This window comes from Paenibacillus terrae HPL-003 (assembly GCF_000235585.1).
GTDB lineage: Bacteria > Bacillota > Bacilli > Paenibacillales > Paenibacillaceae > Paenibacillus > Paenibacillus terrae_B.
On the sequence record NC_016641.1, the window covers coordinates 4715705 to 4730954 of the forward strand.

General features: G+C 44.0%; 11 protein-coding genes and 1 pseudogene. 4 read left to right on the forward strand and 8 right to left on the reverse strand.

Going from position 1 to position 15250, the window contains the following annotated elements; genetic code table 11:
- Positions 1–53: 53 nt before the first annotated feature.
- The 4 genes from HPL003_RS21140 to HPL003_RS21155 all read right to left on the reverse strand — a co-directional run bounded on the left by HPL003_RS21140 (position 54) and on the right by HPL003_RS21155 (position 5437).
- Positions 54–923: a carbohydrate ABC transporter permease gene (locus tag HPL003_RS21140; RefSeq protein WP_014281799.1), complete on the reverse strand. Its 870-nt coding sequence runs from the start codon at positions 921–923 to the stop codon at positions 54–56.
- A gap of 2 nt (positions 924–925) precedes the next feature.
- Positions 926–1834 (reverse strand): ABC transporter permease, encoded by a 909-nt coding sequence (locus HPL003_RS21145; RefSeq protein WP_014281800.1) that lies wholly within the window; start codon positions 1832–1834, stop codon positions 926–928.
- A gap of 161 nt (positions 1835–1995) precedes the next feature.
- Positions 1996–3579: a response regulator gene (locus tag HPL003_RS21150; protein WP_014281801.1), complete on the reverse strand. Its 1584-nt coding sequence runs from the start codon at positions 3577–3579 to the stop codon at positions 1996–1998.
- Positions 3580–3607: 28 nt separating this feature from the next.
- Positions 3608–5437 carry a sensor histidine kinase gene (locus tag HPL003_RS21155; protein WP_014281802.1) on the reverse strand — a complete coding sequence of 610 codons (1830 nt, stop codon included), beginning with the start codon at positions 5435–5437 and terminating at the stop codon, positions 3608–3610.
- 326 nt (positions 5438–5763) lie between these two features.
- Between HPL003_RS21155 and HPL003_RS21160 the strand changes: the two genes are divergently transcribed.
- Positions 5764–7443, forward strand: a complete 1680-nt coding sequence (locus tag HPL003_RS21160; RefSeq protein ID WP_014281803.1) for a hypothetical protein — start codon at positions 5764–5766, stop codon at positions 7441–7443.
- Between the two features lie 632 nt (positions 7444–8075).
- On the opposite strand, the gene HPL003_RS21170 is transcribed toward HPL003_RS21160, so the two are convergent.
- The 4 genes and pseudogenes from HPL003_RS21170 to HPL003_RS27900 form a co-directional block, all read right to left on the reverse strand.
- A complete protein-coding gene (locus HPL003_RS21170; protein WP_014281805.1) occupies positions 8076–9758 on the reverse strand; it encodes a glycoside hydrolase family 13 protein in 1683 nt (560 codons plus the stop codon).
- A 228-nt stretch (positions 9759–9986) separates the two neighbouring features.
- Complete coding sequence (locus HPL003_RS30610) at positions 9987–10412, reverse strand: substrate-binding domain-containing protein (protein WP_052310826.1); 426 nt, start codon at positions 10410–10412, stop codon at positions 9987–9989.
- Complete coding sequence (locus tag HPL003_RS30615) at positions 10409–10702, reverse strand: LacI family DNA-binding transcriptional regulator (protein WP_420795070.1); 294 nt, start codon at positions 10700–10702, stop codon at positions 10409–10411. Before HPL003_RS30615 ends, HPL003_RS30610 begins: the two co-directional genes overlap by 4 nt.
- A gap of 282 nt (positions 10703–10984) precedes the next feature.
- A pseudogene (locus HPL003_RS27900) lies at positions 10985–11524 on the reverse strand (family 1 glycosylhydrolase); the annotation flags it as partial.
- A 94-nt stretch (positions 11525–11618) separates the two neighbouring features.
- On the opposite strand from HPL003_RS27900, the gene HPL003_RS21180 reads away from it, so the two are divergent.
- The 3 genes from HPL003_RS21180 to HPL003_RS21190 are packed head-to-tail and all read left to right on the forward strand — an operon-like array spanning position 11619 to position 15243.
- Positions 11619–12350: a GntR family transcriptional regulator gene (locus HPL003_RS21180; RefSeq protein WP_014281806.1), complete on the forward strand. Its 732-nt coding sequence runs from the start codon at positions 11619–11621 to the stop codon at positions 12348–12350.
- Positions 12343–13884 (forward strand): gluconokinase, encoded by a 1542-nt coding sequence (gntK, locus tag HPL003_RS21185; RefSeq protein ID WP_014281807.1) that lies wholly within the window; start codon positions 12343–12345, stop codon positions 13882–13884. Before HPL003_RS21180 ends, gntK begins: the two co-directional genes overlap by 8 nt.
- A gap of 12 nt (positions 13885–13896) precedes the next feature.
- Entirely contained in the window at positions 13897–15243 is a 1347-nt protein-coding gene (locus HPL003_RS21190; RefSeq protein ID WP_014281808.1) for a GntP family permease, read from the forward strand.
- The last annotated feature ends 7 nt before the right edge of the window (positions 15244–15250 follow it).

Sequence of the window (15250 nt, forward strand, 5' to 3'; positions counted from 1 at the left end):
TCCCCCTTGAACGTATTTAAGTTTAGAACGGTTTAATAAAAAACCGGAAAACTTCATCCTTTTACGGAGCCGATCATGGCTCCTTTGACGAAATATTTCTGCAAGAAAGGATACACCAGTATGATCGGTATAATTGCGAAAATAACTGTCGCCGCTCTCAAGGTTCGCTCATTATAGTTGAGATCAGCCGTTGATGCGGCCCCCGCCATAATCACGTTATCGTCGGTGATGAACTGTCTGATCTTGATCTGAAGCGGGAACAAATTCGTATCCTGCAAGAAAAAGAGAGGATGCTGGAACTGATTCCAGAGCACCACACCGTAGAATAAAGCAAGTGTTGCCAGTACGGCCTTGGACAGTGGAAGCACGAATTGGAACAGCATTCGGAAATATCCGCAACCCTCAAGAAGGGCGGCTTCCTCCAGATCCTTGGAGAATTGTTTGAAGAAGGTTCTCATGATGATTAGATTGAATGGATTCAGAATATGCGGCACGATCAGAACCAGTGGATTATCATACAGGCCGATACTCCGAACCGTCAGGAAATAAGGCACAATAGGCGCCTTGAAGATCATAGCGATCACGACCCCCACCATAATGACGGAACCCCAGCGGAACTCGGGCTTTGACAGTGGGTACGCGAACAAGGCGGTCATCAGAAGCGCCAATACCGTGCCGATCACCGTGGAGCCCAGCGTCAGGAAAAATGATTTCCATAAGTCAGGACGGTCGATGATATACATCCATGAATCCAGCGTAAATTGCTTCGGCCATAATGTGACCAGGTTCATATCGACAGCACTTTTGGAGCTGAACGAGGTCGCGATCACGGACAGGAGCGGTATGATTGCTATTATGGAAAACAGGATGAGAAAGACTGTAATTCCCGTAACGAATACCTTTTCCCCTCTCGATTCAGGCATATCTACCAGAGCCCCCCATCATCCGATACTTTCTTCGACAGCTTATTGAACGTGTATACCATAATAAATCCAATCACCGATTGAAACAGCCCTACCGCTGTAGCAAAACTGTACTGCGCCTGCTGAATACCAGTCCGGAACACGTACGTATCCAGGATATCTCCTACGTTGTATGTCATCGGAGTGAGCAGATTGTACACCTGATCAAAGCCGAGATCCAAGAAATTTCCTATTTCCAGCAAGAACAATACCATTACGGTAGGTAAGAGAATCGGGAACGTAATATGGCGAATTTGCCTAAATCTCGATGCGCCGTCGATCATTGCTGATTCATAGAGCTGAAGATCAATCGCGCTTATAGCAGCCATATACACCACGGTGCCCCATCCGGCATCCCTCCATATCGAAGCAAGCACGTAAATCGGTCGGAAGTATGCGCTTTCTTGCATGGCTAGCACTGACTCGTCTCCGAACCACCCGATAATAATGTTGAACAATCCGCTTAATGAAAAGAAATCGAAGAGAATACCTCCAACGATTACCCAAGACAAAAAATGCGGAATGTACAGAGCGGTCTGGATTCCTTTCTTCAACGCTGTTTTTCGAATCTCGTTGATCATCAGCGCCAGCAGTACCGGCACCGGGAAGATCAGTACGAGCTTGAGAGCTCCCAACATCAGGGTGTTGCCGAACACTCGGGCGAAGTCAGGATGATCAATCAAGGTCTTAAAATGCTTGAAGCCTACCCAGGGACTATCCATGAAACCTTGGAAAACTGAATAATCTTTGAAGGCGATTACAGCACCAGCCAGCGGAATGTATTTAAATACGATGAGAAAAACGATTCCCGGAATCGCCATCACGTACAGTGGCCAGTGCATCTTCATGCGATGAAATGCAATAGCTTTCAATGTGTTCCCCCCAGTGCAAGTTTATTGAATCCGCTTACATTTATAATATATAGCCTGGATACTCTACGCTCAATCAGGCATTTTTAAGGATAACAAAGCCATTTTTAAGTCTAAGATATAATTAAAAACCACTCCTTTGTGGAGTGGCTGAGTATGCAGCTTTACACGCTCGGTAGATTCTTCCGGTATTCTCTGGGTCTGCTCCCTGTCAGCTTTTCGAACATCCGCGTAAAATGCTGTGGATCCGAGTACCCTACCTGCTGGCAGATTTCATATATTTTCAAATCGGTGTTCTCCAGCAAAGTTTTCGCTTTATCGATTCGGATCTGTATTAAGTAATTCAAATAGGTTTCTCCTGTCTTTTGTTTGAAAACCTGGCTCAAATAAAAAGGGCTTATATAAAATCGGGCAGCCAGATTTGCCAGGCTAATGGGTTCATTGTAATGCTTCTGTACGTATTCCTTGATCTCTGTAATCATATCCTTCTTTTTGGGAATATTATGCTCCAGCTTGAATGCAAGAATCCCTCGAATGACTTGAATCATCCATTCCTCCAGGTATTCCAGCGTTCGAAATCTTGAAATGCCCTCTAAAGACAAAATGTTCCGGCCCAGGAATTCATTCTGCTGCAGTTGCTGAAAAGACATCTTTCGGATACTTGATAAAAGAATGTGTAAGCATTTCAACTGGAGGTCTGCCGGGCTCATGCTTGGTTCAGCTTCCATCCCTCGAAAAATCTCGCGAATGATATTCACGCATCCGATCTCGTCCATGTTGTCGAGAGCTGCTTCCAATTGGGCTATGGCCTCTTCAGATACGGTGTGACTCCTGCTTGTCATATTCATGATCTCGGAAAATGGGATTACAGCGTGTGCTCCCTTGATGACTTTGTAACTTAGCGCATTTCTTGCTTCCTCAAAAGATTGGCTAATTCCCATTGCCTGCTCCTGCACCGTGCCGACTCCAACAGTGATAGACAGCTTCAATTCCCGATAGATTGCCTCCTTCATACGATTCATGGTACGGACCAATGCGCCATAATCAATGATACTGCCATGGGCAATCACCACAGCAATCTGGGCTACCGAATATCGAAACCGATATACTTTCCGGAACTGTCCCAGAGCTATGTCTATCTGTCGGAATACTGGCTGTAAACCAAGTTCCTTCAGGAAATCCGTACTGCCATCGAATTCAAGCATGATGGACACAAACCTGATTGTTTCCATTGGAATTTGAGCAATCCTAAGCAACTCTCCCATAAGGTCTGATTGGTCACTGCCAGTATCCAGGATGTCCCGCAACGCATCTTCCTGGATACGGTTATACACCTCCTGCTTCAACTCGTCTACTTCCTGCAATTTAGCCCTGTCCGCACGGACCAGCTCCATGACCTGACAAACACAGCTGCGCAGCTCTTCTTCCTCAACCGGCTTGTTGATATAAAATCGGGCTCCCAGTTGCAAGCCTTTGCGGGCGTATTCAAATTCCGCATAACCGCTTAACAAAATGAATTCCGCCCGGCAATCCTCTTCCTTGAGCATGCGAATCATATCCAGGCCATCAGCCTGAGGCATACGGATATCAGTAATGACAATGTCCGGTTGCTTTTTACGAATTAATTGGTAACCTTCCAGGCCGTTGTATGCTGCACCAACCACCTCGCATTCAGGGATAAAACGCTCGATGATGGTTTTAAGACCCGTGACAATCCCTTTCTCATCATCCACCAGAAACACCTTCATACTGATACCTCCCTTGTTGCTCTACTGTTCACAACGACTGTATCATGGGAATATGTATTTCTACCGTTGTACCGTTACCATCACTACTAAGAAGCGACAGATAATACGAGTCCCCGTAGTGCAGCTTGATCCGCTCCGCAATATTCTTCAAACCAAGGCCTTTGCTTGCTAATTCCTTCGCATGCTCTAATTTGTATTTGTCAAAGTCAGCGTCCTCCAATAAAGCCCGTAATTCCGCCTGCTTTGATGGTGAGATTCCGCATCCGTCGTCCGTGATCCGGATCTTAATCCCCCCTTCCTCGGTCCATGTACCTACGATAACGATTTGCATCGTTTTGCTGTAGCCCTGAAAACCATGGTTAATGCTATTCTCAACGATTTGCTGAAAAACGAGCGGAATAATACTACATTGCTGCATAGCCTCTGGAATGCGTATGTCCAACTTGAAGCTGTTATCGAAGCGGATATTCTGAAGCTGCAGATAGTTCTCTGTATACTCCAGCTCGTGCATAATCGAATGCTCTTTGCCTTCCTTCCCAAGCACCAAACGAAACATCCGTGCCAGGATTTTGATCATGCTTGCGATTTCATCCTCATCCTTCAATAATGCCTTCATTCGAATGGATTCTAATGTGTTATACAGCATATGCGGATTGATCTGATTTTGAAGTGCCATGAACTTGGCTTTTCGATACTTGATTTCGGCTAAATATACATCTTCAATCAAGGTTCGGATCGTCACGATCATGCTGTTATAGGTATGCACCAGATTTCCTATCTCGTCATTGGCTTGCTGACTGCTCTCGATCGGCACATATTGCCCATTCTCCGCCTGCTTCATGCTTCTGCGAAGCTCTTTGATCGGTTTCGTAATACGGTAGCTGGCTCCCATCGAAATCGCAGTCATCAGCAGCCATCCCGCAGAAATCGCTATAATCGTCACTTCTTTGACTTTACTGATCTTTAATAGCAACTTCTCGCGCGGGATCTGTGTCTTGATAACCAGTTGTCCTAATCGGGTGCTTCCGGAGAGAATAATCAGGTCCTTGCTGCTCGTATCCTTGGTATAATCGATGTCCGACTCCAGCACTTGCTTCCAGGTAGCCCGACCACTGGCCGCATCAGAATGATAAATGATTTCTCCCAATGCATTGCTGACGGTAACACTCATACCGTATTTATCCCGGGCCGACACAAAGTCTTGGTTTAATTTCAGGAGGTTAAACGGATCAAGATCGATAAGGATCACTCCTCTGAACGCTCCGTCCGAGCTGAGCAGCACTCTACCGACGGTAATGAGAGCACCGTCCCCCCGATCCTCATAATAAGAGCGGTCGTGCAATCCTGTAATAAAAATTTTTTCGTTCGAGCCGCGTAGCCGCTTGTACCATTCTTGGGACAATAGTGAAGCTTCGTTTACCATACTCGTGGTATTGGAATACTGGTAGATACTGTTGTCCTCGCTGATTAGCATTAGATTTCCTATCTCTGGTCTCAGTATGGCTACCCTCATAAGCAGCCGCTGTATGGTCACTCGCTGGAGGGCCTGTTCGTCTATAGGCTGGCTTCGTGTGTCCCTCAATTTATTGATGATGTCGTTATCAACTAGGACTGACTTGGTTACCCTATCATATTCTTCCATGAACTGATTCAAGGTGGTCTCAAGCTGCGAGGTATATAAGGCAGCGAATTCTTGAGAGGAATCCTCCAATTCTGCTGCCGCTTGATGATATATGAATGCGCTTACAATTAAGAATGGAATGACACAAGCCACAAGACATCCCATCAACAGTTTATTTTGAAGCTTCATGTTCCTTAGCTTCGTCACTGCTCCGTGGAACCACTTATCATGCACCATCTTTGACCCTTCCTCTGCTAAGCGTCCTTTGTCCTATTGTACACACTGCAACCTCCATTTGCACTAATCTCCTTCATAATCATAAAAATGACTGTGTTTAGCTTAAAAATAACATGTTGATCATTTGTTTTCCAGTGCTTATATTTTATGAAAGCGGATACATTATCCGCTTTATGTAATTTTTTACACGCCTACAATTTTTGCAGGGGAGGTGAGAATAAGTACCAATGTACTAAATCATTTTAAAACAGATGTCGGTAGGATCGATCCATTTTGATGATTGTAGCAAGCGATAACAAAATACTGGTTATTTGGAGGCGAATTGGATGAAAAAAAGCTTCTTTTTAGTCTTCACGGTGCTTAGTTTATTATTATCAATGGGAATACCAACTCAGGCTGCTTCCATCAGCTCTTCAGACAACAACAGTTCGGAAGCCAGAAACAATGGAATCGGAAGAGTGGAAATAAGCACTATTCCATTACCGGATGATGTGAAGGTGCTGGAAAGCAGTACTTACACGTACTCAGGGAAGGTCCTTATTATTTATAAAACAGAGAACGATATCCATACAGCCGATTTTTGGAACATAGGTGTTCTCAACGATAACGGAACGAATTTCAAGGTCATCTACTCTGGAGTCATCCCGACAAAACCAAAGTCGCCCGGGGTTCGGATTATGCCATTCCAGGATAATAAGCGGGTATTGCTGGGGGATTATGTCCTTGAATGTTCGCCTAACATCGACAATTCCTTAAGTACAACTTTAGTTCCCGTCGAATTTCCGTCGATATTAGTAAATGATCCAGATACGTTCAAACATTGGTCTGAAATCATCATAGCACCTGACAATAAGCATATGAGCTGGACTATGCTCCGCTCGGATATTGGTGCTGCGGCAGCGATCGGTGTCTTGGAGCGTCATACGGATAACTATGTTCTCGAAGATGTGCAGCTTATTAGTACAATGCACTCCCTTGAAAACGACCCGAATAACCCAGGCTTTTTCATCCCCAAGCCCTTGCGGGGCGGAGAAGTGAAGCAATTTGTCAAAGGGGGAAATGCCATATCCATTGTCGGGGGAATGCATTACAGTACACCGGATTCCATAGTACAGGATTTAGATTCTGCAAGTGTTACACAGATCACTTATACTCCCGGATATAATGAAACAACGATCTTTTCCCCTGATGAACGGTTGGGAATGACAATGACTACAAGATTCTCGGAGCATACTGATCCTGCGATCTTTGGACTTATGCCTAGGCCCTACGGTATATATACCTCAACGGATATGATGTATTTGCTGTACACCTATGCCGTAACCGGGGTACGCAATTTCAGAGAGGGCAACGTTGGCCCGGCTTTGATCGACATTAACCGCTCGATGCACCAGGAAGGATATCAAGGCGTACAACTCACAACGGATGAGAATTGGGTTTATTACTCGCCTATGTCCTGGCACCCCGATGGTAAACGTGCTATGTGGCTTGAAGTGTTAAGGGGCAGCAATGGTTCTCAAATGCGGGTTCAGAAAGCAAAATTACTTGATTATAAGCCTAAAAAAACTGTACCGATTAAACCAACCACGGATAATATTCCGTACGGTATTCAAGATTTAAGCGTATTGGACTCTGTGTATGGGAATGTAGATGGGAAAATTGCTGGAAAAAATTCTGGATACCTCTATTACAAAAGAACAGGTTCATCATTGTTCTCAGGCCAATCGGAAGTTCAGTATGTAAACTTTAGCGATGATGGTGTGAATTTCTACAATGGATATGAGAAGACAAACTCTAGTTTAGCCAGTGAAAGCCGCTACGAAGCTAATGTTCAATTAACTGGTGACAAACAAGGTGAAATGAAATTTAGAGCTACCTTCTCCCCCATGACGGGATCTATGCCTGCTAGGCTATTGTTTGATACAGATGTAGATGGCAAGCCCAAAAGCTATGGTTATGCTACCTATAACGGAGTCACTTTAAATATCGAAGATCTTTTGGAATAGTCGATACATTTTGCGTTGACATCAAGAAGCACCCTGGATGAAAATCAGGGGTGCTTCTTGATGTCATCGATTTCTCAAGCGGACGATTCCCCATACGACAAATGATAGTAAGGTCAAACAGAGTCCTGTAAGAGAAACTGCCGGCCATTGCCCGACACTCCACATATAGCTGCCTAACGAAGACCCAAAAGCTCCGCCAATAAATGTGCTTACCATTAAAACCGTGTTCAGCCTGCTTCTGGCTCCTTCATCTAATGCATATATGCGAGCTTGATTCGAAATTTGAGCCCCTTGAACGCCAATATCCATAAGAATAATACCAAGCAGAGAACAATGAAAATTGTACCGTACAAGAAAAATAAAGCAAAGGATACGGCTAGAACTATAATCATAGCACCGATGATTACTTTGGGCTGAAAACGATCAGTAATACGATCAATCCAAGGTACAACTAAAGCACCAGCTACCCCAAACAATCCAAATAACCCGGCAACTTGACTGGAATAATTATAGGGCGATCCTTCCAGAAAAAAGCAAGCGAGGTTATTCAATATGAACATATTATATAGCGGACTATAGAGCAGGAGCAAATAAAGATCCGCGGATTTCCTGTATATGCGCAAATTACGAAATCAATCGATAATCGAATAAATAACCGCTTCGTGGGGACGTAATTGCAAACAAGTTCCTCCTAACTCCACCTTATCCTTCGCTGGAGGTCCATCATAATTGTGCAATAAGGCCCGAGCATGTTGAAATCTGTCTTGCCATGGAGCAGGAAGTTCATAAAGCTGTTGCACGTCGGAATGGTTCAGGACAACAAGCCAGGTTTCCTCTTCGAGACTACGCGTATAAGCATACACGTGAGCTTCTCCCCCGGACTGATCGGCATAATCGCCGTACACCATGACATTATGCATTTTACGCAGGCTGATCAATCGCTGATAATACGCATAGATGGAATCTTGCGCTGCCAGATCGCGCTCCACGTTGATCTCTGCATAATTGGGATTGATCTGAATCCAAGGCTGTCCCGTAGTAAATCCGGCATGCTGTTCCCCATTCCACTGCATAGGAGTCCGGGAGTTGTCCCTGCTGAGTGGCTGCAGTTCACGCAGCACCTGATCAGGCGCCCCTCCTTTTTCTAACGCTTCCCTATATTTGTTGTGCATCGCGATGTCCTGGTAATCGTCGATCGAAGGGAAATCAACCCCTGTCATTCCGATCTCCTCACCTTGGAATACATAAGGTGTCCCGGGAAGCGTATGAATCATCGTTGCCAGCAGCTTCGCTGATTGCACTCGATATGCCCCATCATTTCCATAACGGGTCACCTGTCTTGTATGATCGTGATTGTTCAGGAATTGTGAATTCCAGCCCTCGTGCCGGAATGCATCATGCCAGGTAGCCTGAATATGACGGTATCGGTCCAAATCCCATGCAGGCATGTCGTCCGCCACCTGGAAATGAAACAGCGTATGCAGCTCCTGTCGCTTCTCCGCAACATACAGCAAGCCATCCTCAGGAGTAACAAAAGGAATCTCCCCTACTGTCATGATGTTGTAATGACGCAGCACTTCCCTGTTCATTTCCTGCAGATAATCATGAATGCCCGGATTATTCCCCAGGTAGTCAATATGCTCGGGCCACTCCGTATCAGGAAATCCTGGTATCTTCGCCAGCAGATTGATTACATCCATTCGAAAGCCGTCAATGCCCTGATCAAGCCAGAAACGCATCATGCGGTATATCTCTTGCCGCAGCTCTGCGTTCTCCCAATTAAGGTCAGGTTGTTCTTTGGCAAACGAATGAAAGTAGTATTCCCCTGTTTGTTCATCATACGTCCAAGTAGATGGTTCGAAGTACGAACGCCAGTTGTTCGGTGGGCCTTCTTCCTTTCCAGGCTTCCATATATACCAGTCGCGTTTCGGATTGTCCAGCGATGAACGCGATTCCTCAAACCAAGGATGCGCATAGGAAGTATGATTGACTACCAGATCCATAATGAGCTTCATGTCCAGCTCGTGAACCTTGACCAGCAGTTTCCTGAAATCCTCCATCGTGCCTGCTTTTGGTATAATCTGATAATAATCGGCGATATCATATCCATTGTCTTTGTCGGGCGACTCATAAATCGGGTTAAGCCAGATCACGTCAATGCCCAGCCTCTTGATGTAATCAAGCTTCTGCATTAATCCCTGCAGATCGCCGTATCCGTCACCGTTTGCATCCATGAAGCTGCGCCAATACACCTGGTAAACGACGGCCTCTTTCCACCATGCACGGTTGACTGTACGATTGTCGCTATGATTCATGTATTTGTTGCCCCCTTATATTCTGCATAAACGCAAAGTGGACTGTCAGAGAAGCGCAAGGCTATCAGCGTCCATAAGTATGCAGCGTTTCTTCAAGAAACGACAGGTTCACCCCACCCGTATCCTTCACAACGACATCCGCCCCTACAGGTTTAAGTACGCTTCTCTTCCCCTATTCCGATCGCAATCATGCCCGCAGCCTTGATCACTCCTAAGGCCATCATATCACTAGCACAGAAAAAGGCGGTTATTTCCGGATATGCTCTTAGCAGCTCCGCGGCCTGACGCTGTCGCCTCTTCTTGCGTAAAGTCGCCGTTTACTATCCATTCCCGCTTCCAGTTAAGCCCGGCTTGGTTCATTGCTGTGACGAAACCATCAAAGCGTTCCTTGGATACAAAAGCTTCTAGATATCCGTAAATCATGGCAATTTTCTGTTGCCCTAGCCTGATCAAATGCTCCACGGCAGCCAGAGCGCTATCCTTGTGATTCGTCGATACATAGCCCACATTTTCGCTCTGAATCGGAATGTCAATCAATACACAAGAAATATCGCTGTCCAGAACTTCCCGCAAATACGGATCGTCGGTTTTGGCGCCCTGCAGGATCACCCCATCAACTTTACGTTCCCGACATAACTGTGTATACGTTTTCATTTGCTGCTTAGCAGTGTTCGTGCTGAACAAAATGAGATCATAGTCCGAATTGGTAGCGCTACATTAATTCCGCATAACACTTCGAACACAAAATTGTTGTCGATGTTCTTGTACGTCATTCCCGACACGAGCAGTCCCAGTGTCTTCGTTTCCTTCATGACCAATCCTCTGGTCAGGCCGTTCGGACTGTAGTTTAAGGACTCAGCAGCTTCCTTAATCAGCTTGCGGGTACTTTCACTGATGTCAGAATAGCCATTTAGCGCTCTTGAAACGGTCGTAATTGTAGCCAATTTTTTCATCCAAAACGTTTCGGGTCACTTTCTATGGTTGAATATAAATCATTATCTCAAAATAATCAAGCCTATTCGACAAATTTAAAGCATATACTTATTTGCGGCATTTACGATCGCGTCTGCTTTTAAACTAGTGATGTCGCCTTGCCACAAGATCAATTTATCTGCCTGACTGAATGGATTTCTTGGAAACAGGGTTGAAATGAACTCAAGTTGTTCGACTTGGATAACTTCTTGTTCTCTAAGTTCGATTTGTAATACTCTTATGAACTAATGCATTTATTCCAATTCTTCACCATTCGTTTTAATTACATTTCGATACCAATGGAATGACTTTTTCTTAACACGGCGTTTTGTTCCTCTGTTCATATCGTCCTGATCTACATATATGAAACCGTAGCGTTTGGATACTTGACTTGTACTGGCGCTAATAATGTCAATGCATCCCCAACTGGTATACCCGAAGACATCTACACCGTCTACAATCGCTTCTTTGATCTGTTTTATATGCTCTCTTAGATAGTCAACGCGATAATCATCTCTGATGATATCTCCTTCTTTAACCGTATCTACTGCACCTAATCCATTTTCAGAAATGAATAGCGGCTTTTGATAACGATCATAGAGTTAGTTTAAAGCAGTTCGTAATCCTTTAGGATCTACCTGCCATCCCCATTCACTTGCTGACAAATAAGGGTTTTTAATACCTCCGATTAGAACGTTTCCTACTGCGCCCTCTAATTGTTCAGGATGTGCACTTACTGCGCTGGACATGTAGTAGCTAAATGATCCATAATCCACAGGGTAGTATCTATATAAGTTGAATTAAAGCGGTTGCATTATTTTGAATTTCGATTATAATACCTGTATACAGGTATCCAAGTATACCTGATTTTTTTCAAAAGGTGATTTTATGAGCGAATCTAAGGAATTTCTATATCCCCCAAAATGGCTCTCTAAAGCTTCAACAGGAGACCGTGTAGCCCATGAACTTAGAATGCGTATTATTTCAGGCATGATTGAAACCGGTTCCATACTTTCAGAAAACAAATTAGCTGCAGACTTTTCAGTGAGTCGTTCACCCATACGTGAAGCGTTAAAAACACTGGCATCTGAAAATATTATCCGACTAGAAAAAATGGGTGCAGTTGTTATCGGTTTAACAGAAAAAGAAATAGAAGAAATTTATGACGTTCGTCTACTGATCGAAACGTTCGTATTTGAACGTCTCGTAAGAATGGACATAAATGAATTAGTAATGGAACTTAGCAAAATACTGGAGATGATGAAGGTGGCGATCAAATATCAAGATGCTGATGAATTTTCCTATCAGGACATCTTGTTCCATGAAACCATAATTCGTTTCATTGGTCACTCCTACATTCTAATGATCTGGAATAATTTAAAACCCGTGATGGAAGGCTTCATTCTTTTATCAATGCGTATGCGTTTCAAGGAGAAGTATGAAGACTTTACTCGGGTCGTGAAGAACCATGAATTATATATTGATGCAATCAAAACAAAGGATAGAAAACTCATGATTAAGTCTTTACACGAAAATTTTGATGACGTTCAAGGAAAAGTAGATGACTTATGGCGATCACAACAAATGCTATCTAAAGGAGTTGAGCAACAAGATGACTAGCTATATGTTAGGTGTCGATATCGGCACCACCAGTACAAAAGCCGTGTTATTTAGCGAACGGGGCGAAGTAATTCAGCATGAAAACATTACATATCCACTATACACACCGGATATCTCTACCGCCGAACAAGATCCCGAAGAGATTTTTCAGGCTGTACTACAAGTCATTTCGAATATTGTGATGCACCATGCAGATAAAAGGCTGTCGTTTATTTCATTTAGTAGTGCTATGCACAGTGTCATAGCTATGGATGAACATGATCAGCCGCTTACGCCTGTAATAACTTGGGCAGATAACCGCAGTGAAGCATGGGCACATAAAATTAAAGATGAGTTGAATGGCCATGAGGTCTATACACGAACCGGGACCCCTATTCATCCCATGTCACCCTTAAGCAAAATCGCCTGGATTGTGAATGACCGACCTGAAATAGCTGTCAAAACGAAAAAGTATATCGGAATTAAAGAATATATCTTTAAAAAATTCTTTGACCAATATGTTGTCGATTACTCACTGGCTTCATGCATGGGGATGATGAATCTCCACACATTGGACTGGGACGAAGAAGCATTAACCATTGCAGGTGTCACAAGAGCACAATTATCTACTCTAGTGCCCACAACCCAAATGTTCACCAACTGCAATCCGCAATTAGCCAAGCAAGTTGGAATCGATCCACAGATACCTTTTGTTATTGGGGCAAGTGATGGAGTACTTTCGAATCTAGGTGTTAATGCTATTCGAAAAGGGGAAATTGCCATCACCATTGGGACAAGCGGTGCCATTCGCACCATTATTGACAAGCCCAAAACGGATGTAAAAGGAAGGATCTTCTGTTATGCCTTAACAGAGAAACATTGGGTCATTGGCGGACCCGTGAATAATGGCGGAATGGTCTTTCGCTGGATCCGGGATGAGCTTGCATCATCCGAGGTAGAGACAGCCAAAAGACTGGGAATTGACCCTTACGAGGTATTAACCAAGATTGCTGAACGTGTCAGACCTGGTTCCGATGGGCTGATATTTCATCCATATCTCGCAGGTGAACGTGCTCCATTATGGAATCCTGACGTCCGCGGATCATTCTTTGGTTTAACCTTGTCACATAAAAAAGAACACATGATACGAGCTGCTTTAGAAGGTGTTATTTTCAATCTATACACTGTATTTTTAGCACTAACGGAATGCATGGATGGCCCTGTAACACGTATTCAAGCAACTGGAGGATTTTCGAGGTCAGAGGTTTGGAGGCAAATGTTATCCGACATATTCGCATCGGAAGTAGTCGTACCGGAAAGCTATGAGAGCTCATGTTTGGGTGCCTGTATTTTAGGCTTATATGCCATCGGAAAAATTGACTCCTTTGAGGTTGTCTCTGAAATGGTTGGCAGCACCTTCAAGCACACACCTAAGGAAGAAGCAACCAAGGAATACCGGCATTTACTTCCAATCTTCATTAACTTGTCCAGAGTATTAGAAGAGGATTATACACGAATCTCCAACTATCAGAGAAATTTAATAAAACACAACTAGGGGGAACTGACTATGCCATTAGTTACTGTTGCAGCCGGGATTGTTGCCTTATTAATTCTAATCATGGGCTTTAAATTAAACACCTTTATTTCATTAATCATTGTATCGTTCGGCGTTGCTCTGGCGCTTGGAATGCCACTGGAGCAAATTATTAAAACAATTGAAACAGGATTAGGTGGAACCCTTGGTCACTTGGCATTAATATTTGGACTTGGAGCCATGTTAGGCAAGTTAATCGCCGATTCTGGAGGTGCGCAGCGAATTGCGATGACCCTCGTCAACAAATTTGGTGAAAAAAATATACAATGGGCTGTCGTCATAGCCTCATTTATTATCGGTGTGGCCCTATTTTTTGAAGTAGGCTTAGTATTATTAATTCCCATCGTCTTTGCGATTTCCAGGCAATTAAAGATTTCCATTTTGTATCTCGGTATTCCAATGGCAGCGTCATTATCTGTAACACACGGATTCTTGCCACCACATCCGGGCCCAACGGTTATTGCGGGTGAATTTGGTGCAAATATTGGTGAAGTATTGCTTTACGGTTTGATTGTTGCGATCCCGACGGTCATTTTGGCCGGTCCTGTATTCACCAAATTTGCTCAAAAACTGGTACCCGACTCATTCACAAAATCAGGCGATATCGCTTCTCTAGGAAAACAAAAGGAATTCAAGCTAGAGGATACACCTGGATTCGGAATCAGTGTATTTACCGCTCTACTTCCTGTTATTTTAATGTCTATCGCTACCATCATTTCGCTTCTCCAAAAAACGATAGGACTTGAGGATAACGGCGTACTAGCAGCTATTCGCTTTATTGGGGAAGCTGGTACTTCTATGCTGATCTCCCTATTGGTAGCAATCTATACAATGGGGCTGGCAAGAAAGATTCCTATTAAAAATGTAATGGAGTCTTGTACAACGGCTATCTCGCATATTGGAATGATGCTCTTAATCATTGGGGGCGGCGGTGCCTTCAAACAGGTCTTAATCGATGGCGGTGTAGGTGACTATGTAGCCGAGTTATTCAAAGAAACTTCACTGTCGCCAATCTTGCTTGCTTGGATCATTGCAGCCATCTTGCGTATTTCATTAGGGTCTGCGACGGTTGCTGCTTTAACCACGGCCGGGCTAGTGATTCCCATGTTAGGACAAACTGACGCTAACCTTGCTCTAGTTGTGCTTGCAACAGGTGCGGGTAGTGTAATCGCTTCACATGTTAATGATGCTGGTTTCTGGATATTCAAAGAATATTTTGGATTAAGTATGAAAGAAACATTTGCAACATGGACCTTACTAGAAACCATCATATCCGTAGCTGGATTAGGCATTATTTTATTACTGAGTTCATTTGTGTAATTCATCC